Raw genomic sequence first — 24,031 nt, 5'->3', positions numbered from 1 at the left:
GCGCGATCGCTTGACAAACAACCGGTGCCGAAGCACCTCACCGCCCGACCGGCAGGCCCACCCAGCCGATCCGCCACCCCGACGAGATGGCTCAACCAGTCGGCTCAGCCCACCGACTCAGCCCACCGGATCGGCCCGCGCCGACTCCGACCCGCACCAACCAGATGGCCCAACCAACCAGCTCAACCGGTCGGGCCCGCGTGCAGCACCCGCCGGTAGACCGCAACCGTCTGCTCGGCCACGCTCGCCCAGGAGAACTCCCGCTCGGCCCGCGCCCGCCCGGCCGCGCCCATGACCGCCGCCCGTTCCGGCGCGGCCAGCAGTTCGTTCACCGCGTCGGCCAGCTCACGCTGGTAGGTCAGCACGTCGTGCTCGTCGAAGTGCACCAGCAGGCCGGTGCGGCCGGCCTCGACCACCTCGGGGATGCCGCCCACGTCCGAGGCGACCACGGCGGTGCCGCACGCCATGGCCTCCAGGTTCACGATGCCCAGCGGCTCGTACACCGACGGGCAGACGAACACCGTGGCGTGACTGAGGATCTGCCGCACCTCGGCGGGCTGCAGCATCTGCTGGATCCAGAACACCCCGGGCCGGGCCGCGGCCAGGTCGGCCACGGCCGCGGTGATCTCCTCGGCGATCTCCGGCGTGTCCGGTGCGCCCGCGCACAGCACGACCTGTGCGGCGCGGTCGATGTGGTGGGCGGCGGCCACCAGGTGGGCCACGCCCTTCTGCCGGGTGATCCGGCCGACGAACGCCACGATCGGCCGGTCCGGGTCGATGCCGAACCGCAGCAGCGCGTCGGTCTCGGTCACCGGGTGGTAGGCCGAGGTGTCGATGCCGTTGCGCACCACGTGCACCCGGTCCGGGTCCAGGTTCGGGTAGCAGTCCAACACGTCCGCGCGCATGCCCGCGCTGACCGCGATCACCGCGTCGGCCGCCTCGATCGCGGTGCGCTCCACCCACGAGGAGATCCGGTAGCCGCCGCCCAGCTGTTCGGCCTTCCACGGTCGGCGCGGCTCCAGCGAGTGCGCGGTCACCACGTGCGGCACGTCGTGCAGCAGCTTGGCCAGGTGCCCGGCCATGTTCGCGTACCAGGTGTGCGAGTGGACCAGGTCCACCGCGGTCACGGCGGCGGCCATGTCCAGGTCCACCGACAGCGTGCTCAGCGCGGCGTTGGCCCCCGCAAGGCCGGGCGCGGGCACGTGCGAGTGGGCGTCGGCGCGAACGCCGCCGAAGCAGTGCACGTCCACGTCGACCAGTTCCCGCAACCGGGGCACCAGGAACTCGACGTGCACTCCGGCGCCGCCGTAGATCTCCGGCGGGTACTCCCGTGTCAGCAGACCAATGCGCACGGACATCGAATTTAGCGGCACCGCACGGGGTTGGCGTGTTCGCTCATGCGGCGGTCGGGTGAACGCTGTGTCAAACGATGGTGCTCAGGGCCTGTGACGGTGGCCGGTTCGGGTCCGCGCGGATAGGGTCGAGTTCGTGAAGGGGCAGCCTCGCGTCCTCGGGATCGTGCTTGCGGGCGGGGAAGGCAAGCGGCTGTGGCCCCTGACCGCCGACCGGGCAAAACCGGCCGTGCCGTTTGGGGGCAACTACCGTCTGGTCGACTTCGTGCTGTCAAACCTGGTGAACGCCGGGTTCCACCGACTGTGCGTGCTCACCCAGTACAAGTCGCACTCACTGGACCGGCACATCTCCACCACCTGGCGACTGTCCAGTGTGCTCGGCCAGTACATCACCCCGGTGCCGGCGCAGCAGCGGCTCGGCCCCCGGTGGTACACGGGCAGCGCGGACGCGATCTTCCAGTCGCTGAACCTGGTCCACGACGAGCGGCCGGACCACATCGTGGTGTTCGGCGCCGACCACGTGTACCGGATGGACCCGGCGCAGATGGTGGCGGCGCACCAGGAATCCGGTGCGGCCGTGACCGTGGCCGGCATCCGGGTGCCGCGCACCGAGGCCAAGGCGTTCGGCTGCATCGACTCCACCGAGTCCGGCCAGATCACCCGGTTCCTGGAGAAGCCGGCCGAACCGCCGCACGTGCCGGACGATCCCGACGTCACCTTCGCGTCCATGGGCAACTACGTGTTCACCACCGAGGCGCTGCTGGACGCGCTGCACGCGGACGCGGCCAACCCGAACTCCGAGCACGACATGGGCGGCAACATCATCCCCATGCTGGTCGACCGGGGCGAGGCCGCCGTGTACGACTTCGCCGACAACGAGGTGCCCGGCGAGACCGAGCGGGACCGGGGCTACTGGCGGGACGTGGGCACTCTGGACGCCTACTACGACGCGCACATGGACCTGGTGTCGGTGCACCCGGTCTTCAACCTCTACAACCAGGAGTGGCCGATCCGCACGGCCACGCCGCCGCTGCCACCGGCCAAGTTCATCGCCGGCGGCAGCGCGGTCGACTCGATGGTGGGGCCGGGGTCGATCATCTCCGGCTGCACCGTGCGCGAGTCGGTGGTCAGCGCGGACGTGGTGGTGGAGGCGGGCGCCTCGGTGGCGGGCAGCGTGCTGCTGCCCGGGGTGCGCATCGGCAAGGGCGCGGTGGTGCGCCGGGCCATCCTGGACAAGAACGTGGTGGTCGCCGACGGCGCGCGGATCGGTGTGGACAGCGCGGCCGACCGGGAGCGCTACACGGTCAGCAGCGGCGGTGTGGTGGTGCTGGGCAAGGGCGCGCACGCGGAATAGCGGCCCGCCCGGCACGCCCGTGAACTCCGGTCATCCGGTCGAGTCGGCGGAACACGCATATCCGGTTCTCCCGGGATGTGGGTGCTGTGCGTAATGGTTCTTGCGCGGAGAGTTAGGAGTTGGCACGATAACGCGGTCAGTGCACCACTGAGTGCATAAAAAGGAAGAGACTGTGCCAATAACTCAGCACACGATGGTTCCCGTCGTCTTTCCGCCAGCCGATGCCAGCGATCGCAGCCAGGACGTGCCCAGCGGGCCGGGGGTGCGACCGTGGGGTCTGACCCAGGTCAGCGTGGTGACCGCGCACGAACTCGTGGATGGCCTGGTCTACGACCCCGAACTGCAGATCACCCGCACCGCGGACGGCACGCCGCTCGCGGACACCGTGCGGGGCACCGATCCCACCGGTCCGTACACGCCAACCGACAGCCGTTACGACCACCGCTGGGTGACCGACCAGGACGCCTCCGACTGAGCCAGGAGACTGGAATTCGTTATGGCGTCCGTTCTGGTGATAACCCGCATGGGTGATCCGACGGCCGATTTGGTCATTGTCGAGTTGTATCGCCGGGGTGTTCCGGTGGTCAGGTTCGACCTCGCCGATTTTCCGGAATGCATGGTGGAGACGGCGCGGATCGATTCAGACAGTCGGGAATGGGCAGGAGAACTGCGCACTCCGCACCGGGTGGTCTCCCTTGCGGAGATCAGTGCCGTGTGGTACCGGAAACCCACTGGATTCGCGGTGCACGAGCGGATGACCGCGACCGAGGCGAAATGGGCCGCCGCCGAAGCCGCTGCCGGCTTCGGCGGTCTGCTCAGCGCACTGGACGTGCGCTGGGTCAACCACCCGCACGCCAACGCCTCGGCCGACCAGCGGCCACGGCAACTCGCCGTGGCCGCGGCCAGCGGCCTCACCGTTCCGGCGACCCTGGTCACCAACTCGCCGGAACGGGCCAGGGACTTCTGTCGCGACCACGCCGGCACCGGGGTGATCTACAAGCCGCTCACCGCCGGGCCGCGCACGGAGAACGGCGAGTTCGTCGCCCTGTACGCCACCACGGTGCGCGCCGAGGACATCACCGACGACGTGGCGCGCACCGCCCACCTGTTCCAGGCCCGGGTGCCCTGCGCCTACTCGGTGCGGGTGGTCGCAATCGACGGGCGGCTGTTCGCCACCCGCATCGACCAACCGCCAGACTCCACAGTGGACTGGCGGGCCGACCACGACCGGCTCAGCTACCGGCCGATCACCGTGCCCGACGCGGTGGCGGCCGGCCTGCGCCGGATGATGGCCGTCCTCGGGCTGGTCTACTCCTCGTCGGACTGGATCGTCACCCCCGACGGCGAGTGGACCTTCCTGGGTGACCTCAACCCGAACGGCCAGTGGGCCTGGCTCACGCCGATCCAGGACGAGGTCACGCACGCGCTGGCCGACTGCCTCACCGGCGAGGCCAGCTCGTGACCACCGGTGTCGAGCACGCCGCGGCCCTGCGGGGCCGGCTGGTCACCGAACTGGTCGCCAGCGGGTGCCTGACCACGCCGCGCTGGACAACGGCGTTCCGCGCGGTGCCGAGGGAGTTGTTCGTCAGCCGCTTCGCCGTGCCCGACCGAATCGGCCGCTACGTCCACCACGACCTGGCCGATCCGCGCGGGCGGGCCGGGGCGCTGGCCGCGGTCTACTCGGACGCGACCCTGATCACCCAGTTCACCGGGGCCACCGCCACCAGTTCGTCCACCACCCCGTCGCTGATGGCCACCATGCTGGAGGCCCTCGCCGCCCAGCCCGGCCAGACCGTGCTGGAGATCGGCACCGGCACCGGGTACAACGCCGCCCTGCTCAGCCACGCGCTCGGCAGCACCGCGGTCACCACCGTGGAGGTGGACGCCGACCTGGCCGACACCGCCAGCGCCGCACTGGCCCTGGCCGGCTACGCGCCCACCGTGGTGTGCGCGGACGGTGCCGCCGGCGTGCCCGCGCACGCGCCCTACGACCGGCTCATCGCCACCTGCGGGGTCACCCGGGTGCCACCGGCCTGGCTGGCCCAGGTGCGCGTCGGCGGGGTGGTCGTGGTCAACGTGTCGTTCGGCATCGCCGTGCTCACCGTGACCGCGACCGGCGGCGGGTGCGGCCGGTTCATCGGGTCAGCCGGGTTCATGAGCCTGCGCGGCCCGAGCAGCGGCGAACACCGGCCGCTGCCGCGCGAGGTGGCCGACGCCGCCCGGGGCGCGGGCGGCCAACGCCAGGACGTGGCCCTGCCGGCCGGCGTGTTCGCCAACCCGGCCGTGGCATTCCTGCGCGCGCTGCGCTACCCGGCCCTGGGCCACCACGTGCTGTGGGGTGTGCCCGACTCACCGGTGCACCTCTACGACCCGACCAGGCACTCCTGGGCCAGGGCCGTCCCGACCGGTGCCGGCCGGGTCACCGTGACCAGTGGCGGTCCCGCCGACGTGTGGGCCGAGTTCACCGGCCTGGTCACCGACTGGACCAGCCGCGGCCGCCCGGACATCGACCGCTACGGCCTGACCGTCCGGCCGAACGGAAACCACCTGCTGTGGCTGGACACGCCACAACAGGTGGTCGCTGAACTGACTTAGGAACCGTGCTACCGCTGCGCGTCGGGCTGGCCACCCTGCTGCGCGATCAGCGTGTTCAACAGCCCCACGATCTGCTGCTGCCCGGCTGCCAAGGCGTCGAACTTGCCGCGCATCTCGGCGAAACCCCGGTCGACCTTGTCCGCGAGGCGGTCAACCAGCACCTCAAGGCGGTCAACCCGGTGGCGGAGTTCGGTCAGGTCCTCGCGCATGGCGTTGAAGCTGGCCGTGGTGGCCTGGCGGAGGTCGCGGATCTCCTCGCGGATCTGCGCCACGTCGCGGTCGGCTCCGCCGGCGAGCACCCTGGCGGCGGCCGTGTCCTGCCGGCCTGTGCGGACCTCCTCGGTCAGTTCGCGGACCTGGATCTCCAGGGCGGCGACGCGGGCCTCAAGATCGTCCGGTGAGACATAACGACAGGGTATCGGCTTGTTCACTCCTCGGGCGGGTGAACCATTCCCTCCTCAGAAGGGTGAAATCGCGACCCGGGAGTGCTGCCCCCGGTCTGCCTAGGCGCGCTTCTTGGCCGCGACCAGGAGTCCGTCGCCGACCGGGAGTAAGACCGAGACCAGCCGGTCGTCCTCGCGCACCGCCTTGGCGACCTCGCGGATGGCCGTGGTCTCCGGGGTGCGGTTGCCCGGGTCGACCACCCGGCCCTTCCACAGCGCGTTGTCGAAGGCGATCACCCCGCCGGGGCGCAGCAGCCGGATCCCCTGCTCCAGGTACTTGGGGTACTCGCTCTTGAGCGCGTCGACGAACACCAGGTCGTAGCCGCTGTCGGTGAGCCGGGGCAGCACGTCCAGGGCGTGCCCCATGATCAACCGGGTGCGGCTGACCGGCACGGCCGCCTCGGCGAACGCCCTGCGGGCGGCCCGCTGGTGCTCCGGCTCGACATCGATCGAGGTCAGCACGCCGTCCGCGGCCATGCCGCCGAGCAGGTACAGCCCGCTCACGCCCGCGCCGGTGCCCACCTCCACCACGGCCCTGGCCTGCACCGCCGCGGCCAGCAGGCGCAGTGCGGCACCACCGGACGGGCCGATCGGCACGCACCCCAGTTCCAGGCCCCTCGCCCTGGCCGCGGCCGTCACCTCGTCCTCTGAGGGATAGCGCTCGACGTAGTCGGTGAGCGCGGCAGAGGTGGCGGTGGACGGTTCCGATGTCACAAGCTTGCAGGTTAGCGCCGCTGACCCGGAATCGAGATGAACCTGACGTGAAGTCAGCCCCAGGCGACAGTGCGTGAGCGTGAGCGAACGCGGATCGCCTGGCGAAGCCAGGCGAGAGCCTGATGTGACAGCGCGCCTGGCGAAGCCGGGCGAGAGCCTGGTGTGGCTGAGCGTGAGCGAACGCGGATCGCCTGGCGAAGCCGGGCGAGAGCCTGATGTGACAGCGCGGCTGGCGAAGCCGGGCGAGAGCCTGGTGTGCCAGCGCGGCTGGCGGAGCCGGGCGAGAGCCTGGGTTTTCTCAGGTTGCTCTCAGTCAGCTCTCACCGTGCGCATAAGGCGGCCCGGCACAGTGATGTTCACCGGTCGGGTGACCGAGGACAACGTGGCCGTCGTCACGGTGGTCGCTCGACGGGATTGAGTCTGGGAACAACCGGGAACCCACCCGCGTTGAAGATGCAACAAGGGCGTTCCCGCCCGCAGGAGGTGCCGACCCGCCCCATGCGAACGCAGTCGACGTCACCGGCCACCAGCGCCGCCACCGCCACGACCGTCGCGCCCATCGAGACGGCCGAGTGGACCCCGCCGTCCTGGGACGAAGTCGTGCGTGAGCATGCGGACCGGGTGTACCGGCTCGCCTACCGCCTCACCGGCAACCAGCACGACGCCGAGGACCTGACCCAGGAGACCTTCATCCGGGTCTTCCGCTCGCTGGCCTCCTACAAGCCGGGGACCTTCGAGGGCTGGCTGCACCGGATCACCACGAACCTCTTCCTCGACATGGCCCGCCGCCGGTCCCGGCTGCGCATGGAGGGCCTGCCCGAGGACACCGACCGCCTGGCCGGTGACGACCCGAGTCCGGAGCAGGTCTACTCGGAGACCCACCTGGACCCCGATCTGCAGGCCGCCCTGGACGAGCTGCCGCCGGAGTTCCGCGCCGCCGTGGTGCTCTGCGACGTCGAGGGGCTGTCCTACGAGGAGATCGGTGCCACCCTCGGCGTCAAGCTCGGTACCGTGAGAAGCAGGATCCACCGGGGCCGGCAGGCCCTGAGGGCGGCGCTGGAGCGCCGCCGGGAGCTTTCGCGGGAGGATTCCGCATGACCCAGGCGCGCGGGTGGAGTCTGCCGGAGCAGCACCTGCTGCCAGACGCGCTGGTGGCGTTCGTGGACGGCGAGCTGTCCCCGACCGCGCACGAGCGCGCGTCAGCGCACATCGCCAAGTGCCCGTTCTGCGCTGCCGAGGCTTCCTCGCAGCGTCAGGCGCGGGCCGCGGTGCGGTCGGCGCAGACGCCATCCGTGCCGGCCAGTCTGCTGGCCGCGCTGCGGTCCATCCCCCAGGACGTGGACCTGCCCACCGCCCCGGACGGCCTGGCCGTGACCGAGGACGGGCAGTTCGTGGCGATCGTGCGCACGCCGAGGGGCGGTGCCGGCCGCGGCGCTGACCCGCACGGTGGACACGGTGGAGACGACTCGCGGGGCGGTGACTCGCGGCGGTTCGGTTCCGGCCGCGGCTTCGGCGTGGGGCGGGGTTTCGGCTCCGGTCGCCTGCTCGGCGACTCCGAGCCGCTGGGCACGTCCTCGGCCATCCTCGGCCACCGGCGCGGCCGGCGGGGCCGGCACGGCGCGAGCGTGGTGGTGTCCGGGCTGGTGCTTGGCGCCCTCGCCCTGGCGCTGCCGCAGGACGGCAACACCGTCGCCGACACCGACTCCGGCCAGCGCCCCAGCACGCCACCGCTGGTGGCCAACGCGCCGGTCACCCAGGTCAACGCGCCGGCGGCCGGCGGCGGCCAGGACAGCCAGGGCTTTCCCGGGGTGCGGCCCTACGACACGCCGAACGCGGTCAACCCGGCCGCTGCCGTGACCACGGTCACCACGACCAGCCCGATTCCGGCCGAGTCGGCCGTCGAGCGGGCTGGTGAGCTGGTCGGGGCGGCCACCAGCGGCACAGCGGCCTCGGTGCTGGCCCGCTGAGCACGCCGCGCCGCTCCCGGCCCCGGGGGACCGCGGTGCGTACAGGAATCTCACCGGTGGCCAGGCAGGCTTAGTCTTCCCGGGGAGAGCCGCGCCGTCGGCTCTCCTGTACCGGTTGTGCCTGAGCCCCACGCGGGCGCTGAACAAGGGGAGCGATGAGCCACCAGCCCAGCCCGACCCCTGCTGAGCCGGGGCGGGACGCAGCCAGTGCCCAGTCGCGAGTGGACGGGGTCGGAGTTCCCGGCGGCGACGGCGGTCGTCCCAGGCTGGCGCCGCGCCCGCTGGACCGCCCGGTCGTGGACCCGCTCCAGGCCCAGCTGTTCGCCCGCCCGGCCGGGGTGGCCGGGCCGTTCGCCCGCCCGCACGACGAGTCCCAGGCGGCTGCGCCGCTGCGGCTGGCTCCGCCGCCGCCCGAGTCGCTGGCCACCGCGTTCGGCCGTCCCACCGACCAGCCCGACGTGCTGCTGCAGCGGCCACCGGGCGCGAGTGCGACCGGCCCGGCGCAGGACGCCGAGGCGGCCCTGTGGAGCGAGCACGACCAGGCCGACCCGTGGCGCAACCCGGCCGCCGGCGCGGTGCTCGGCCCGCCCGCGCTGGGGGAGAAGACGACCGAGGAGGCACCGGAACAGGGGCTGGTCGGCCGCCAGTTCAGCGTGCCCGAGCTGTTGTTCGGCCGCCGGGTCAAGCCGTCCGGGCTGGTGCTGTTCCTGGTCGCGGCGCTGGCCGTGGGCGCGGTCGGCGGCCTGGTCGGCTGGGGCATCGCCAGGGCGGGCAACCCGCTGACCGACGCCGAGGTCACCCTCGCGCAGGTCGCACCGGGCAAGGAGCGGCCGGTCGGCTCGGTCGCCGAGATCGCCGACCGGGTCACCCCCAGCGTGGTGTCCATCGAGGTGGTGGGCGCGCAGACGGCGCAGAGCGGGTCGGGCGTGGTCATCGACGGCAACGGCTACATCCTGACCAACAACCACGTGGTGTCCGCGGTGGACGCGGACCAGACCGTCAAGATCACCTCGGTGTTCACCGACGGCACCCGCGCCGAGTCGCGGGTGGTGGGCCGCGACCCCAAGACCGACCTCGCCGTGATCAAGGTGGAGGTCACCAACCCCACGGTGATCCAGCTCGGCGACGCGAACAACCTCAAGGTCGGTGACACGGTGATCGCGGTCGGCTCGCCGCTGACCCTGGCCAACACCGTCACCGAGGGCATTGTCAGCGCACTGCACCGCCCGGTCACCGCGGCCGGTGAGGGCGGTGGCGAGCAGGTCACCTACGACGCGATCCAGACCGACGCGGCCATCAACCCGGGCAACTCGGGCGGCGCGCTGGTCGACTCCACCGGCGCGCTGGTCGGCATCAACTCGTCGATCGTCAGCGAGACCGGCAACTCGGTCGGCCTCGGCTTCGCCATCCCGGTCAACGACGCCAGGCGGATCGCCCAGGCGCTCATCCAGGGCGGTCAGGTCAAGCACGCCGACCTGGGGGTCAACGCCCGGTCGGTGTCGGCGGAGACCGCGGCCGGCGCCCAGGTGCAGAACGTCCAGGAGGGCGGCGCCGGGGCCAGGGCCGGGATCGCCGAGGGCGACGTGATCATCAAGGTGGGGGACCGCCAGGTGCGCGACGCGGCCGAGCTGATCGTGGCGGTGCGCTCCCACCAGCCGGGCGAGAAGGTCCCGGTGGTGCTGGTGCGGGACGGCCGGCAGATGGAGATTCCGGTCACCCTGGGCTCGGACTGAGGCCGCCCCAGGCGTCACGGCCGAGGCTGCCCGAGGCGGATTCGGGTGAGTGGGACAAGTCGGACGCCCACCCCTGCCTGATCGGGCTGTTGGCGAGATACCCTGGCACAGCTGGCCAGCGTGGAGGTGCCGCAGCGTGTTCGAGAACATCGGGTGGGCCGAGATCCTCATCATCATCGTGGCCGGCCTGTTCATCCTGGGGCCGGAGCGGCTGCCGAGCGCGGCCGCCTGGCTCGGCCGCACGGTCCGCCAGATCCGCGAGTACGCCACGGGCGCCCGCGAGCAGATCCGCAACGAGATCGGCCCGGAGTTCGACGAGCTGCGCAAGCCCCTGGAGGAGCTGCGCGGGCTGCGCAACTTCGACCCGCGCCGCGCGGTCACCAAGCACCTGCTGAGCGACCTGGACGACATCCCCCCGGCCAACGGCACCGGCATGACCAACGGCTTCTCGGCCAGCACCCCGCCGGCGAGCACTCCGCCGGCCAGCGCGCCCAAGCCGCCGGAGCGGCCGCTGCTGCCCGGCGAGCGGCCGCCGATCGACCCCGACGCCACCTGACCGGCACCGCCCCGCGGTCGCGATCTCTGTCGAAAGTCAGGGGTGGTTGCTGACGTTCGTGCCCTGACCTGGCGTTTCTCCCCGAATACCTTCACCGCCCGACAGCAGTCGCGGGTGATGTGGAGGAGCGATGACCAACCGCCGGGAATCCAGGGCGGCCGGCCGTCCAGCAGGTCTGACGGGTGCGGCAGGTGCGGCGGTCGGGGTTGGGGCGGCCCTGCGCCGGCTGGCCGCCGCGCTGGTGGTGCTGCTGGCCGTGCCGTTGGCGGTGCTGCTGGCACCGCCGCCGGCCGCGTCGGCCGGAGCGCCGGCGCCAGCCGCGCTGAACCCGGCCGAGGTGGACCGGTTCATGGCCGACTACCTGGACCAGACCGGGCTGCCCGGCGCGGTGGTGGCGATCACCCGGGGCACCGAGGTGGTGCACGTCGCCGGCTACGGCCACGACTCCAGCGGGGCCGCGCTGAGCGCCACCACGCGGGTGCCGATCGCCTCGGTGAGCAAGTCCATGACCGCGCTGGCCGTGCTGCAGCTGGTCGAGGCGCACCGGGTGGACCTGGACGCGCCGGTGCGGACCTATCTCGACGACTTCCGGCTGGCCGATCCGCGCGGCGACGCGATCACCGTGCGCCAGCTGCTCAACCAGACCTCGGGCATGGCCGACAGCGCCTTCCCGGACCTGCGCCGCGCCCAACCGGACTCGCTGGCCTCGGCCGTGACCCGACTGCACGAGGCGGAGCTGGCCAGCGCGCCCGGCACCGAGTACCACTACCACAACCCCAACTACGAGGTGGCCGCGCGCCTGGTCGAGGTGGCCGGCGGGCAGCCGTTCGGCGACTACCTGCGCGAGCACGTGTTCACGCCGCTGGGCATGACCGACAGCACCACGGTGAACTCGGCGCCGGACGCCGCCGACACCACCCACGGCTACGTGCGGATCTACGGCCTGCCCGTGGCCGTGCCCGAGGTGGACTGGTTCACCAACGGCAGCCACGGGGTGCTCACCACCGCCCGTGACCTGGCCCAGTGGCTGATCACGCAGAACAACGGCGGGCAGAGCGCGAGCGGCCGGCGGGTGGTGTCCGCCGAGGGCGTCGAGCTGATGCACACCCCGTCGGGGGTGTCCGACCACTACGGCATGGGCTGGGAGCGCAGCCGGCCGGAGCAGCAGCCGGCGCGGATCTCGCACACCGGCCAGTGGTTCAGCTACACCGCGCAGCAGACCCTGCTGCCGGACAGCGGCTACGGCATCGCCGTGGTCGCCACCACCGGGCTGTCCGTCGAGGACGACCCCGCGGTGATCACCGAGGGCCTGGTGGCGCTGACCCAGGGCCAGACCCCGCAGGTGCGCCGGCCCTCCGGTGTCCAGGCGGACTGGGTGCTGGCGGCGTTGACGCTGGCCGCGGCCGGGCTGGGGGTGCTGGGTGTGGCGCGGTCGCGGCGGTGGGCCCAGCGGCGTGCGCACGCGGCCCGGTGGTGGGTGGTGGTGCGGCTGGTGCCGGTGGCGCTGCCCGCGGTGTGCCTGGTGTTCCTGCCGGAGCTGGTGGGCGCGGTGTTCGCCAACCGGGCCGGGACCTTCCTGCACGTGCTGTACGTGTGGCCGGCCCTGGTGGTGTGGGTGGCGGTGGGCGCGCTGGCCGGCCTGGCCGTGCTGGTGGCGCGCGGCGCGCGGGTCCTGCGCGCACAGTGATCCGTCACCTGATCGGGGCGACACGTGTGGGTGAGGTGTCGCCTGATCAGGGGTGCGTGAACGCGGAACACGGGGTGCGCGAACGCATGACTCGCGCGAACGGAGTACGGGGAGATCACCGGTGGGTGGTGATCTCCCCGGGTCGGGTCAGCGGCCGGCGGGGCTGACCGACAGCAACCGGCCGGCCAGGCCGCGCGAACGGGTGGACAGCTTGCCGGCGATGCTGGTGAGCACGGCCGAGGCGGGCGCGTCGGGGTCGGCCACGACCAGCGGCGTGCCCGCGTCGCCGGCCTCGCGCAGCCGCGTGTCCAGCGGCACCTGGCCGAGCAGCGGCACGTCCGAGCCGACGATCGTGGTCAGCGAGTCGGCCACGGTCTGGCCGCCGCCCGAGCCGAAGATCTCCATCCGGGTGCCGTCCGGCATCTCCAGCCAGGACATGTTCTCCACCACGCCGACCACCCGCTGCCTGGTCTGCAGGGCGATCGCGCCGGCCCGCTCGGCCACCTCGGCCGCGGCCTGCTGCGGGGTGGTGACCACCAGGATCTCGGCGTTGGGGATCAGCTGCGCCACGGAGATGGCCACGTCACCGGTGCCCGGCGGCAGGTCGAGCAGGAGCACGTCCAGATCGCCCCAGAACACGTCGGCGAGGAACTGCTGCAGGGCCCGGTGCAGCATGGGGCCGCGCCACACCACCGGGGTGTTGCCCGGGGTGAACATGCCGATCGAGATGACCTTCACGCCGTGCGCCTGCGGCGGCATGATCATCTTCTCGACCTGGGTGGGCTTGCCCACCGCGCCCAGCATCCGGGGCACCGAGTGCCCGTAGATGTCCGCGTCGACCACGCCGACCGACAGGCCCCTGGCGGCCATGGCCGCGGCCAGGTTCACCGTCACGCTGGACTTGCCGACCCCGCCCTTGCCCGAGGCCACGCAGTACACCCTGGTCAGCGAGCCGGGCTCGGCGAACGGGATGCGCGGCTCGGCCGCGTCGCCGCGCAGCGAGCGGCGCAGCTCGGTGCGCTGCGCGTCGCTCATCACGTCCAGGGTCACCCGCACCTGGCTGACCCCGTCGACCTTGCCGACCGCCTCGGTGACGTCCCGGGTGATCTTGTCGCGCAGCGGACAGCCGGCCACGGTCAGGTACACGGCGACGTCCACCACGCCCTCCGGCGAGATGGTCACGTCCTTGACCATCTTCAGCTCGGTGATCGGCCGGCGGATCTCGGGGTCGTGCACGGTGGACAGCGCGGCCTGCACCGCGTCGGCGGTGGGCGTGGACGACAAAGTGGTCACGGGATCGAGCACCGACCTTCGTGGACTGCGACGGTTCACGGGAGCCGAACCGACTCCCGTAGCCATGCTACGGCGAATCGGTCGGCCCATTCGCTACTGGCCGGTCACATGTCCCGGTGGGGCTCAGTTGGGGGCGCTGTGCGACCAACCAAACGCGTTCCGTAACATTGTGCCTTGTGCCGGAAACGGGTAGTGCCCGGTTGCCCACCCGAACCGAGCTCGTGGTGTGGCGATCATTCCTGCGTGCGCACGCTCGGGTTACTCGGAACCTGGAAGCCGAGCTGATCGCGGAGCAGCGCCTGTCCCTTGCCGCCTACGACGTGCTCGTCCAGCTGGAGGAGTCACCCGGTCGTCGACTCCGGATGACAGAGCTGGCCGAGGCCGTCCTGCTGTCCCGCTCCGGGGTGACCCGGCTGGTGGACAGGCTGGAACGGGCTGGTCTGGTCACCAGGGAACGCGCCGACGGCGACGGCAGAGGCGTCGTCGCGGTGCTGACCCAGGCCGGAGCGGACCGGCTGCACACAGCGGCGCAGACACACCTGGCCGGGGTGGTCAGGTACTTCGTCGCGCCGCTGGAGCCCGACGAGCTGAACACCCTCGGCCACACCTGCGACCGCCTGTCCAGCAGCGCGGCCGAGGGCCTGGACCGAACAGCGACCGTGCACGAGACCACGTCGACCGACCTGACCCGCCCCCGCGGCGGCGCCTGAGCCGGGGCGCCTGAGCCGGGCCCCGGCTGGTCCGGGCGCGGATCAGCTCGGCCTGGGCCGGCCGCCCCGGTCCCGGTCGCGGTCGCGGTCGCGGTCCTGGACGGTGCCGGCGGCCAGGTCCGCGCGCAGCCGGTCCAGTTCCCCGCGCAGGTAGTCGCGGGTCACCACCTCGCCGACGGCCAGCCGCAGCGCGGCCAGTTCGCGGGCGAGGAACTCGGTGTCCGCCTTGGTCTGCGCGGCCCTGGCGCGGTCCTCCTCCAACGCGATCCGGTCGCGGTCGTCCTGCCGGTTCTGCGCGAGCAGGATCAGCGGCGCGGCATAGGCGGCCTGGGTGGAGAAGGCCAGGTTGAGCAGGATGAACGGGTAGGGGTCCCAGGCCAGTGACACGGCGAGCAGGTTCAGGCCGATCCAGCTCACCACGAACACCGTCTGCCAGAACAGGAAGGCCCCGGTGCCCATGAACCGGGCCAGCCGCTCGGAGAACCGGCCGAACGCCTCGGGGTCCAGCTCGAAAGCCAGTCGCCGGGGTGCGCGGGGCTGGTCCAGCCGCCGACGCGGTTGCAGTTCAGGCATCGGGGCCTTCCCTCCCGGTGGTCCGGTCCACCCCGGCGTCCCCAGGGCCCGCCCGGCGCCGGCTCGGCCGGAACAGGCGGGCGTCGGCGGGGCGGCCGACACCCGGCTGGCCGTCCTCGCGCGGCCCGCTCTCCCGCCAGTTCGGCGGCAGCAGGTGGTCCAGCAGGTCGTCCACGGTGATCGCGCCCAGCAGGTGGTCCTCGTCGTCCAGCACCGGCCCGCACACCAGGTTGTAGGCGGCGAAGTAGCGGGTCACCTCGGCCAGGGTGGCGTCCGGGCGCAGGGTGGCCAGGTCCGTGTCCAACGCCCCGGCGACCAGGTCCGACGGCGGCTCCCGGAGCAGCCGCTGGATGTGCACGCAGCCCAGGTAGCGCCCGGTCGGGGTGGCCGAGGGCGGCCGGCACACGAACACCATGCTGGCCAGCGCCGGGGTCAGGTCGGGGTGGCGCACCCTGGCCAGCGCCTCGGAGATCAGCGCGTCCGGGGTCAGCACCACCGGTTCGGGGGTCATCAGCCCACCGGCGGTGTTGGCCGAGTACGCCAGCAGCCGCCGCACCGGTGCGGACTCCTCCGGTTCCATCAGCCCGAGCAGCCGGTTCTTGTCGAACTCCGGCAGTTCGGCCAGCAGGTCGGCGGCGTCGTCCGGGTCCATCGCCTCCAGGATGTCGGCGGCGCGCTCGTCGTCCAGGTAGGCGATCAGGTCCTTGCGGGCCTCGTCCGGCAGCTCCTCGATCACGTCGGCCAGCCGCTCGTCGTCGAGTGCGTCCGCCACCTCGTAGCGGCGCTTGGTCGGCAGGTCGCGCAGGGCGGCGGCGACGTCGGCCGGGCGCATGGTGTCGAACACGGCCAACAGCTGCTGGGCGCCCTGCGGCTGGCCGGACAGCTCGGCCGCGCGCAGCCCGCGGATCTCCTCCCAGCGCAGCACCTGCACCGGCCCGCGCCGGCCCAGCCGGCCGGTGCGCTCCTGCACGGCCACCCTGGACAACACCCAGTCCCTGGTCCTGGTCGGCTCCATGGCCGCGTCCACCACCACGGCGGGCGCGTCCGCGGCCGCCACCGTCACCCTGGCGTCCAGCAGCTGGCCGACCACCAGCACCTCGTTGGGCCGCTGGTGGAAGCGCCGCAGGTTGACCGAGCCGGTGGCCAGGGTGATCGCGGTGGGCTCGATCGAGGTCACCCGCAGCATGGGCACGAAGATCCGGCGGTGCGCGACCAGCTCCACGATCATGCCAAGGACGCGGGGCGGCTGCCGGTCGATCCGCAGCCCCGCGACAAGGTCGCGCACCTTGCCAATGGACTCGCCATCCGGGCCGAACACCGGTAGCCCACCCAGCTGAGCAGCGAAAACCCTGGTCGTGGTGGCCACCCTGCCAGGCTAACCAACCACGCGCCCAGCCGCCCGCTACCCGAACGGGCGACCCTGCTCGGGGGCGGTGGCGAACCCGCCGTTAGCTTTCGGCCATGCGCCTGACCGGGAAGACGCTCGACTACGACGTGCTGGACGTGTTCACCGCGACTCCGTTCGCCGGCAACCCCCTCGCCGTGGTGCACGGCGCCGACGGGCTCAGCGACGCGCAGTTGCAGGCCATCGCCGCCCAGTTCAACCTGTCCGAGACCGCGTTCCCGCTGCCGCCCACGGTCGCCGGTGCCGACTACCGCGTCCGGATCTTCACGCCCGTGACCGAACTGCCCTTCGCCGGCCTGCCCAGCGTGGGCACGGCGCTGCTGCTGTCGGCGCGGGGCCGGCTGCCCACCGGTGACGTGGTGCAGCAGGCCCATGCCGGCCTGTTCCCGGTGCGGATCAAGGATGGCGCCGCGTGGCTGACCGGCGACACCCCGGTGGTCGGCGAGCGCCTGAACGCCACCGAGCTGGCACCGGCCGCCGGTCTCACACCGTCCGATGTGGACACGACGCTGCCCGCCGGCGTGGTCGGGTGCGGCATGCACTTCACCTTCCTGGCGGTGCGGCCGGACGCGCTGGCCCGCGCCGTGCCCAACGCGGACGAGATCCAGGGCCAGGTCGTGGGGCGCGGTCTGGTGCTGGTGTCGTTCGACCCGGCGGAGCGGCACGCCAGGATGCGGATGTTCCGGGTGTCGGGCGGCGAGGACGCGGCCACCGGGTCGGCCGCGCTGGCGCTGGGGGTGTGGCTGGTGGACCGGGGTCTGGTGCCGGCGGACGAGGAGACCGGCTTCCGGATCAGCCAGGGCAGGGAAATGGGCCGTCCGTCTACTTTGGACTGCGTGGTGGTCGCGTCGGCTGGGCGCGCGCAGCGGGTGGTCGTCGGCGGCCACGCGGTGCTCACGGCTTCCGGCCAGATCCGGGTGCCCTGAGATCCGGAAGAACGGGGAGCGCGGTGCGGGATGAGGCTAGCGGAAAGCGAGTACGGTCAGCAGGCCGATCTGTGCGGCGGCGCCGATGATCTTTCCTTGGCTGATCAGGTCCCGCACCGAGGACAGCGGAATCCAGGACACCCGTTCCGTTTCGTTGATGTCCGCCGGCTTGCCCGTGTCGTCCGCGCCCCTGGCGAGGTAGATCAGGTTCTCGAAGTCGGCGGTGCCGGTGAGGGGCTGGAAGGTGGTCAGTGGCGCGATGTCGCGTGGCCGCCATCCGGTCTCCTCCTCGACCTCACGGGCGGCGGTGCTGGCTGGGTCCTCGTTCGGGTCGACGTAACCACCGGGAAGCTCCCACGTCCACCGGTCCACGACGAACCGGTGGCGCCAGATCATCAGCACGTTGTCCTGCGCGTCGTCCAGGACGACGGTCATGGCCGCTCTGGGCATGCGCAGGACGTACTGCTCGAAGGTGACACCGTCCGGCAGTTCCACGCTCGCAACGCTCAGCCTCAACCGACGGGTGTCGTCCACGAGGCGTTCGCCGTGGATCGTCCACCGAGTCAGCGCAACGGCCTCCTGCTCACCCACGTCCACGCACGCTACCCGAGAGTGCCGGTCAGGCGATGTTCCGTGCGGGTCACCGCCTCGCGCAGCACCGGGCGGGCCTTGAGCCAGGTGCGGTGGACCGGGTCGTCGGGCGGGTATCGGGTGAGGATCTCGTCCATTCGTTCGTCGAACGTGAGTGGTTGGCCGTCGGGGCCGGTGGTCAGGTCGGCCGCTGCCAGGGCGTCGAGCAGGGGCGTGTCCTGGAACGGGAACTCGGCCAGTTCCGCTGACAGGCCGCGTTCGGCCGCCTCGAAGCGCGCGCCGGAGTGGTGGGCCACGAGGTTGACGATGGTCGCCGGCCAGTCGTTGGCCCGGAGGTGGCGCCCGCCGTCGAGCGGGTGGAAGCGGGTGTGGCCGATCTCCGGCGAGTAGCCGATGTCGTGCAGCCAGGCGGCGGCGATCAGAGTGTCGCGGTCGTCGGGGGCCACCGCTGGGGCGAGATCCGTGGCTCGGGCGGCCACGGCCCGCACGTGCGTCCAGCGGCGGCCGAGGGGAGCCACGAGGTGTTCGGCGAGGGCGGCGGCGCGGTCGACCAGTCCCATGGCCCGACGCTACCAGTGCTCGCTAGGCCCCTTTGTCTCGTTTCAACCGCACCACGTCCAGGGGTTCCTCGTGCACCCCGCCTGTTGGGGAACGGGTGACGCGGTAGGCGCCGGCACGGGGACGGTCGGCGATCGCGGCGACCAGGGTGGTGCCTTCGTAGTGCAGGCCGGCTCCGGTGTCGGTGGCGTAGCCGTCCCGGTGACCGTTGGCGATGAGGTGGTGGAACGCGGTCCGCTGGTCGCCGTCGTCGTAGTGCACAGCGTTGCCGTGGGGCAGGAAACCCAGGCCGTCGGCGACACCCCGGACACCACCGTAGGAGTCGGTCACCGCGTGGGTGTGCCAGCACAGTGAGCCGGCCGACTCGCCGGCCAGCACGATGCCCGCTTGCCAACAGGAGCGCAGGATCTCCGGCAACCCGTGTGCCCGCCACACGGCCAGCAGGTTGACCACGCTGCCCCGGTCCACCCAGATCACGTCCTGCTCGTGCAGGCGCGCGGACACGTCAGGCACGTTCGGTTCCTCGAACAATGCCAGGTGACAGACGCGCACACCGGTGTCGGCGAAGGCGGCGTAGCAGTTGTCGATGCTGGCCTGGCGGTCACCGGTGCCGGTGCTGACGAAGCACAGCCTGGGGTGTGCTGGGCCACCAGCCAGGTCGAAGGCGTAGCGGAAGACCGGGCCGGGGTGCCAGGGGGTGCGCGCGCGGTTGAAGCCCATGGAGGTCGCCAGGATGGTGGGTGTGTTGGCCGGCACCGGTCCAGTGTGGCAGTGATCCGTGCTCGGGGTGCACGCTCTACTGTGGACGGTCAGGGGCTGGGGTCCGGCGAATTGTGCGTTCCTGGGGCGCGAACGCACAATTCGGGTCAGCCGTCGGCCGGTGCTGGGGTGTGCTCGGGTCAGGGCACCAGGCCGCGCACGATCGCCGCGCACACGTCGGCGGCGTCGGTCATCCGGTTCTTCAGCGACCACAGCCAGTTGTCGACGCCGCGCACCACGGTCCACGCCCTGGCCAGGTCCTTGTCCAGGTCGCCGGCCTCGACCAGCGCGGTGAACCGGGCGAGCAGGCCGGCGCGGCCGTCCATCTCCTTGAACCTGTTCCACAGCAGGGGGATCAGCCCGAACTCGGGGTCGCCGACGACCACCTTGGGGTCGATCACCAGCCAGGGCTCGCGGTGGCCGCGCAGCACGTTTGCGAAGTGCATGTCCTCGTTGACCAGCCACTTGCCCGCGGTGGGGCCGAGTTCGTCGCAGAAGGCCACGGCCGCGGCCAGCAGTCGGCCGGGGATGGGGTGGCCCAGTTCGGCGTCCTCCGCCGGCAGTTCGCCGCGCCAGCGCTGCGCCAGTTCGGTGAGCGAGCGGGGGCCGGGTGGGGCGGGCACGGCCAGGCGGCGCAGCATGGCGCCGGCCACCGACACCGCCTCCTCGATCTCGGCTTCGAGCAGGGAGTCCGGCTCCAGCCGCTCCAACAGCAGGGTGCCTTCCTCGCTGTCGTTGGCCAGCAGGCGGACCGCCCCTCGGCCGTTCCACAGGGCCAGTGCCATGGCCTCGTGCTCGGTCTCCGCGTCCCGCCAGGACAGCTTGAGCATGGCCGGTGTGCCGTCGGCCATGCGAACCGGCAGCACCAGCGCGACGATGCCGTGTAACGGCTCGCCGTCGGCGGTCAACTCCCACCGTGTGCAGTATCGCTCCGCCAGGTCGGGCAACCGGTCCAGCCACTGCTGCCCGGCTGCCCCCTCTCTGGCCACGATCTCAGCGGCGAACTGCCTGGGAACCTCGATCACGTCAACTCCAACCGATACACCTCGGCCCAGCCGGGTTCGCGGCCGGCCGGATCACCAGGTACGGACATCCCGGGGGCGGTCGTGCCCCGGGGCGTGGGCGCGTTCAGCCGCGCCTCGACGAGTGCCGCCCGCGCCTCGGCGTGCTCGGGTGTGCCGGGCGGGAGCAGGTGGGCCACCACGGGCGCGTCCAGCAGGTGTGAACGCGTGCTGGGGGAGCGCACGGTCAGGGTCGCGGCCACGCCGTCGGCCAGGCCGGGCACGTGCTGCTCGCCTCCCCCGGTCGCCAGCCACAGCCGGCCGTCGCGCCACACCGCCCACACCAGGCGGGGCCGGTGGTCCGGCACGGTCACCCAGACGGCCACGGCCTTGCGCAGCGCGGCGTCGAGCACGGCGCGCGCCCGCTGGGGGTCCGGGCGGGCCTCGGCCGGGCTCGCGGTGCCGTTGTCGCTCGTCCGGCCCTGGTTTTCGGGCTGGTGCGCCGGGTCCTGGTGCGGTGGCGGGACTGTCACGGCGTCAGCCTGCCACGGATGTGAGGACCGACTCAGGCGATAGCGGTAGTCCGCGTGACATGCCAACATTCGCCACACTGGGGTTACCCACGGGTAGCCGGGGTCGGTCGACGACGGGTGGCCGGCCCGGGACCCTTGGCGCAGGCCCCTGGCACAGGGGCCCTTGGTACAGGGAGGTATCTCGTGGTCGACCGGCATCGTCCCCGGCGCTCGTGTCTCGCCGTTCCCGGTTCCAGCCCGAAGATGATCGACAAGGCCCGCGGGCTCGCGGCCGACCAGGTCTTCCTGGACCTGGAGGACGCGTGCGCGCCACTGGCCAAGCCCGAGGCGCGCAAGACCATCGTGGCCGCGCTCAACGAGGGCGGCTGGGACGGCAAGACCCGGGTGGTGCGGGTGAACGACCTGACCACCGAGTGGACCTACCGGGACGTGGTCGAGGTGGTCGAGGGCGCCGGCGCCAACCTGGACTGCGTCATGCTGCCCAAGGTGCAGACCGCCGAGCAGGTGGCCTGGCTGGACCTCACCCTCACCCAGATCGAGAAGACCATGGGCTACGAGGTCGGCCGGATCGGCATCGAGGCGCAGATCGAGAACGCCAGGGGCCTGGTGAACGTGGACGCCATCGCCTCGGCCTCGCCCCGGCTGGAGACCATCGTGTTCGGCCCGGCGGACTTCATGGCCAGCATCAACATGAAGTCGCTTGTGGTCGGCGAGCAGCCGCCCGGCTACGACGTTGGCGACGCCTACCACTACATCCTGATGCGCATCCTGATGGCCGCGCGCGCCGTGGACGTGCAGGCCATCGACGGCCCCTACCTGCAGATCCGCGACGTGGACGGGTTCCGCCGGGTGGCCGGCCGCAGTGCCGCGCTGGGCTTCGACGGCAAGTGGTGCCTGCACCCCGGCCAGATCGACGCGTGCAACGAGGTGTTCAGCCCCACCCAGGCCGACTACGACCACGCCGAGAACATCCTGGACGCCTACGCGTGGTTCACCTCGGCGGCGGGCGGCAAGCGGGGCGCGGCCATGCTCGGTGACGAGATGATCGACGAGGCGTCCCGGAAGATGGCGCTGGTCATCGCGGGCAAGGGCCGGGCGGCCGGGATGGCGCGCGGGGAAAGGTGGACACCGCCCACCGGGTGACCGGGTGGTGACCATCTGTTTCGGTCCAGCGGCGTGGCGGAGCGCACTTTCCCCGCCACGCCCGGCCAACCCCGCGATACTCGTCGGTAACTTCTAGTCGGCAACTTCTAGCCGGTGGCTGCTAGCCCGAGGGAGAGCGCGATGGCCCGACTCGCCCAGACCGCCGATCTCACCGACGTCCAGCGGGAGATCCTGGCCACGGTGCGCGCGTTCGTGGACAAGGAGATCATCCCGCACGCCCAGGCCCTGGAACACGGCGACACCTACCCGGCCGACATCGTCGCGGGCATGCGCGAGATGGGCCTGTTCGGGTTGACCATCGCCGAGGAGTACGGCGGCCTCGGCGAGTCGCTGCTCACCTACGCGCTGGTGGTCGAGGAGATCGCCCGGGGCTGGATGAGCGTGTCCGGCGTGATCAACACGCACTTCATCGTGGCGCACATGATCGGCAAGCACGGCACGCCCGAGCAGCGCCGGCACTTCCTGCCCAGGATGGCCACGGGCGAGGTGCGCGGCGCGTTCTCCATGTCCGAACCCGAACTGGGCTCGGACGTGGCGGCCATCCGCACCAGGGCCCGCCGCGACGGCGACGACTACGTCATCGACGGCCAGAAGATGTGGCTGACCAACGGCGGCACCGCCAACCTCGTCGCCGTGCTGGTGCGCACCGACGAGGGCGCCGAGCGGGCGCACGACAACCTGACCGCGTTCCTGGTCGAGAAGCCCGAGGGCTACGGCGAGGTCGCGCCCGGCCTGACCATCCCCGGCAGGATCGCGAAGATGGGCTACAAGGGCGTGGACACCACCGAGCTGGTGTTCGACGGCTACCGGACCGGCGCCGACGCGGTCCTCGGCCACGCCCCGGGAAAGGGCTTCCAGTTCATGATGGACGGTGTCGAGGTGGGCCGGGTCAACGTGGCCGCGCGCGCCTGCGGGATCGCCATCCGCGCCTTCGAACTGGCCGCCGAGTACGCCCAGCAGCGCCGCACCTTCGGCAAGCCCATCGCCGAGCACCAGGCCGTGGCGTTCAAGCTCGCCGAGATGGCCACCAAGGTGGAGGCCGCGCACCTGATGATGGTCAACGCCGCCCGGCTCAAGGACTCCGGCACCCGCAACGACGTGGCCGCGGGCATGGCCAAGCTGCTGGCCTCCGAGTACTGCGTGGAGGTGACCCAGGAGGCGTTCCGCATCCACGGCGGCTACGGCTACTCCACGGAGTACGAGATCGAGCGGCTGATGCGCGAGGCGCCGTTCCTGCTCATCGGCGAGGGCACCAGCGAGATCCAGAAGACCATCATCAGCCGGGGGCTGCTGCGCGAGTACCGCTCGCGCGGCTGAGCGGGTGTGGGGCCGCGCCCAGGCGGGTACTCCCACGTGGGCGCGTCCTGTTCGCACTGTTTGGCCGCTGTTGGCAGGATGGACGCAACCGCCAGTGATAGAGGTGATCCACGGTGACGAGTCCGTTCTCCGGCCGCAACCAGTCCGGAATGCCACCCCGCATGCCCACCCCACCCTCTGGCTGGCCGATCGGCTCCTACAGCACCTACGAGGAGGCCCAGCGCGCCGTGGACCACCTCGCCGACAGCGACTTCCCGGTCGAGGAGGTCACCATCGTCGGCGTTGACCTGATGCTGGTCGAGCGCGTCACCGGCCGGCTGTCCTGGGGCCGGGTGCTGACCACCGGCGGGCTGTCCGGCGCCTGGTTCGGTCTGTTCGTGGGGGTGCTGCTGAGCCTGTTCAACCCCACCGCCGGGTTCGGCCCGGCGATCATCGTGGCCCTGGTCACCGGCATCATCTTCGGCGTGGTGTTCGCCGCGGTCGGCTACGGCTCGACCAGGGGCCGCCGCGACTTCCAGTCGGCCAGCCAGCTGGTGGCCGCCCGCTACGACGTGCTCTGCCAGCCCCGCTCCGCCGAACGCGGCCGGGACATGCTGGCCAAGCTGGCCATGCGGCCCCGCCCCAGCGGCGAGAACCAGTGACACCACCCCGCCCCCGGCTGGTTTCACCCGCCGGGGGCGGGGGTAGTAGCCGCCCCGGTTGTCGCGGCTGATCGGTTGGCCCGATTGGTTCGGAATCGTTGTCCGAACCGGTTGCGGACGATGATCACCGGGCCTAGGTTCTACGCACCCGGGCCGGCC

Annotated in this window: 25 protein-coding genes; 14 read left to right on the top strand and 11 right to left on the bottom strand. The window is 71.9% G+C overall.

What is annotated here, in order from left to right; all coding sequences use genetic code 11:
• Positions 1-182 precede the first annotated feature (182 nt).
• Positions 183-1,352 carry a glycogen synthase gene (gene glgA / locus LX83_RS12325; protein ID WP_253770549.1) on the bottom strand — a complete coding sequence of 390 codons (1,170 nt, stop codon included), beginning with the start codon at positions 1,350-1,352 and terminating at the stop codon, positions 183-185.
• A gap of 136 nt (positions 1,353-1,488) precedes the next feature.
• On the opposite strand from glgA, the gene glgC reads away from it, so the two are divergent.
• The 4 genes from glgC to LX83_RS12305 all read left to right on the top strand — a co-directional run bounded on the left by glgC (position 1,489) and on the right by LX83_RS12305 (position 5,301).
• Positions 1,489-2,706 (top strand): glucose-1-phosphate adenylyltransferase, encoded by a 1,218-nt coding sequence (glgC, locus tag LX83_RS12320; protein ID WP_253770547.1) that lies wholly within the window; start codon positions 1,489-1,491, stop codon positions 2,704-2,706.
• Between the two features lie 193 nt (positions 2,707-2,899).
• Positions 2,900-3,181, top strand: coding sequence for a putative ATP-grasp-modified RiPP (gene tgmA / locus LX83_RS12315; protein WP_253770545.1), 282 nt, complete (start codon positions 2,900-2,902; stop codon positions 3,179-3,181).
• A 21-nt stretch (positions 3,182-3,202) separates the two neighbouring features.
• The gene (gene tgmB / locus LX83_RS12310) at positions 3,203-4,168 is read left to right on the top strand and encodes an ATP-grasp ribosomal peptide maturase (protein WP_301328110.1); all 966 of its coding nucleotides are present in this window, start codon (positions 3,203-3,205) and stop codon (positions 4,166-4,168) included.
• Entirely contained in the window at positions 4,165-5,301 is a 1,137-nt protein-coding gene (locus tag LX83_RS12305) for a methyltransferase domain-containing protein (protein ID WP_253770541.1), read from the top strand. The genes tgmB and LX83_RS12305 overlap by 4 nt, the downstream gene beginning before the upstream one ends.
• An 8-nt stretch (positions 5,302-5,309) precedes the next feature.
• Here LX83_RS12305 and LX83_RS12300 read toward each other — a convergent pair whose 3' ends face one another.
• The gene (locus LX83_RS12300) at positions 5,310-5,732 is read right to left on the bottom strand and encodes a permease (protein WP_253770539.1); all 423 of its coding nucleotides are present in this window, start codon (positions 5,730-5,732) and stop codon (positions 5,310-5,312) included.
• A 72-nt stretch (positions 5,733-5,804) separates the two neighbouring features.
• Entirely contained in the window at positions 5,805-6,458 is a 654-nt protein-coding gene (locus LX83_RS12295; protein WP_253770537.1) for an O-methyltransferase, read from the bottom strand.
• A gap of 498 nt (positions 6,459-6,956) precedes the next feature.
• On the opposite strand from LX83_RS12295, the gene sigE reads away from it, so the two are divergent.
• The 5 genes from sigE to LX83_RS12270 all read left to right on the top strand — a co-directional run bounded on the left by sigE (position 6,957) and on the right by LX83_RS12270 (position 12,401).
• Positions 6,957-7,556 carry an RNA polymerase sigma factor SigE gene (gene sigE, locus LX83_RS12290; protein WP_253770535.1) on the top strand — a complete coding sequence of 200 codons (600 nt, stop codon included), beginning with the start codon at positions 6,957-6,959 and terminating at the stop codon, positions 7,554-7,556.
• Entirely contained in the window at positions 7,553-8,425 is an 873-nt protein-coding gene (locus LX83_RS12285; RefSeq protein ID WP_253770533.1) for an anti-sigma factor family protein, read from the top strand. Before sigE ends, LX83_RS12285 begins: the two co-directional genes overlap by 4 nt.
• Before the next feature lie 155 nt (positions 8,426-8,580).
• On the top strand, positions 8,581-10,158 hold the full coding sequence (locus LX83_RS12280; protein WP_253770530.1) for a S1C family serine protease: 1,578 nt from the start codon (positions 8,581-8,583) through the stop codon (positions 10,156-10,158).
• Positions 10,159-10,294: 136 nt separating this feature from the next.
• Positions 10,295-10,714 carry a Sec-independent protein translocase protein TatB gene (tatB, locus tag LX83_RS12275; RefSeq protein WP_253770528.1) on the top strand — a complete coding sequence of 140 codons (420 nt, stop codon included), beginning with the start codon at positions 10,295-10,297 and terminating at the stop codon, positions 10,712-10,714.
• Positions 10,715-10,844: 130 nt separating this feature from the next.
• Positions 10,845-12,401, top strand: coding sequence for a serine hydrolase domain-containing protein (locus LX83_RS12270; protein ID WP_253770527.1), 1,557 nt, complete (start codon positions 10,845-10,847; stop codon positions 12,399-12,401).
• Positions 12,402-12,548: 147 nt separating this feature from the next.
• Here LX83_RS12270 and LX83_RS12265 read toward each other — a convergent pair whose 3' ends face one another.
• Positions 12,549-13,694, bottom strand: a complete 1,146-nt coding sequence (locus tag LX83_RS12265; protein ID WP_253770525.1) for an Mrp/NBP35 family ATP-binding protein — start codon at positions 13,692-13,694, stop codon at positions 12,549-12,551.
• A gap of 176 nt (positions 13,695-13,870) precedes the next feature.
• On the opposite strand from LX83_RS12265, the gene LX83_RS12260 reads away from it, so the two are divergent.
• Positions 13,871-14,404, top strand: coding sequence for a MarR family winged helix-turn-helix transcriptional regulator (locus LX83_RS12260; protein ID WP_253770524.1), 534 nt, complete (start codon positions 13,871-13,873; stop codon positions 14,402-14,404).
• A 42-nt stretch (positions 14,405-14,446) separates the two neighbouring features.
• Here LX83_RS12260 and LX83_RS12255 read toward each other — a convergent pair whose 3' ends face one another.
• Complete coding sequence (locus LX83_RS12255; protein WP_253770522.1) at positions 14,447-14,977, bottom strand: DUF1003 domain-containing protein; 531 nt, start codon at positions 14,975-14,977, stop codon at positions 14,447-14,449.
• The gene (locus tag LX83_RS12250; protein WP_253770520.1) at positions 14,970-16,343 is read right to left on the bottom strand and encodes a magnesium transporter MgtE N-terminal domain-containing protein; all 1,374 of its coding nucleotides are present in this window, start codon (positions 16,341-16,343) and stop codon (positions 14,970-14,972) included. Before LX83_RS12250 ends, LX83_RS12255 begins: the two co-directional genes overlap by 8 nt.
• A gap of 95 nt (positions 16,344-16,438) precedes the next feature.
• Here LX83_RS12250 and LX83_RS12245 point away from each other — a divergent pair, with 95 nt between their 5' ends.
• Complete coding sequence (locus LX83_RS12245; protein ID WP_253770518.1) at positions 16,439-17,308, top strand: PhzF family phenazine biosynthesis protein; 870 nt, start codon at positions 16,439-16,441, stop codon at positions 17,306-17,308.
• 36 nt (positions 17,309-17,344) lie between these two features.
• Here LX83_RS12245 and LX83_RS12240 read toward each other — a convergent pair whose 3' ends face one another.
• The 5 genes from LX83_RS12240 to LX83_RS12220 form a co-directional block, all read right to left on the bottom strand.
• Positions 17,345-17,899: an NUDIX hydrolase gene (locus LX83_RS12240; RefSeq protein ID WP_253770516.1), complete on the bottom strand. Its 555-nt coding sequence runs from the start codon at positions 17,897-17,899 to the stop codon at positions 17,345-17,347.
• Between the two features lie 11 nt (positions 17,900-17,910).
• The gene (locus tag LX83_RS12235; protein WP_253770514.1) at positions 17,911-18,459 is read right to left on the bottom strand and encodes an HD domain-containing protein; all 549 of its coding nucleotides are present in this window, start codon (positions 18,457-18,459) and stop codon (positions 17,911-17,913) included.
• A 22-nt stretch (positions 18,460-18,481) separates the two neighbouring features.
• Positions 18,482-19,213, bottom strand: a complete 732-nt coding sequence (locus LX83_RS12230; RefSeq protein WP_253770513.1) for a Type 1 glutamine amidotransferase-like domain-containing protein — start codon at positions 19,211-19,213, stop codon at positions 18,482-18,484.
• 143 nt (positions 19,214-19,356) lie between these two features.
• Positions 19,357-20,241, bottom strand: coding sequence for an aminoglycoside phosphotransferase family protein (locus tag LX83_RS12225; protein WP_253770511.1), 885 nt, complete (start codon positions 20,239-20,241; stop codon positions 19,357-19,359).
• A complete protein-coding gene (locus tag LX83_RS12220; RefSeq protein ID WP_253770509.1) occupies positions 20,238-20,750 on the bottom strand; it encodes a hypothetical protein in 513 nt (170 codons plus the stop codon). The genes LX83_RS12225 and LX83_RS12220 overlap by 4 nt, the downstream gene beginning before the upstream one ends.
• Before the next feature lie 183 nt (positions 20,751-20,933).
• On the opposite strand from LX83_RS12220, the gene LX83_RS12215 reads away from it, so the two are divergent.
• From LX83_RS12215 to LX83_RS12205, 3 genes are all read left to right on the top strand, one after another.
• Positions 20,934-21,893, top strand: coding sequence for an HpcH/HpaI aldolase/citrate lyase family protein (locus tag LX83_RS12215; protein WP_253770507.1), 960 nt, complete (start codon positions 20,934-20,936; stop codon positions 21,891-21,893).
• A 141-nt stretch (positions 21,894-22,034) separates the two neighbouring features.
• Positions 22,035-23,231: an acyl-CoA dehydrogenase family protein gene (locus tag LX83_RS12210; protein WP_253770505.1), complete on the top strand. Its 1,197-nt coding sequence runs from the start codon at positions 22,035-22,037 to the stop codon at positions 23,229-23,231.
• Between the two features lie 113 nt (positions 23,232-23,344).
• Entirely contained in the window at positions 23,345-23,872 is a 528-nt protein-coding gene (locus LX83_RS12205; protein WP_253770503.1) for a general stress protein, read from the top strand.
• The last annotated feature ends 159 nt before the right edge of the window (positions 23,873-24,031 follow it).

Origin of the sequence: Goodfellowiella coeruleoviolacea, from assembly GCF_024171785.1 — a bacterium.
Classification (GTDB): Bacteria; Actinomycetota; Actinomycetes; order Mycobacteriales; family Pseudonocardiaceae; genus Goodfellowiella; species Goodfellowiella coeruleoviolacea.
The sequence above is the reverse complement of the archived record's forward strand: the minus strand, read 5'-3'. Positions and strand labels throughout refer to the sequence as shown.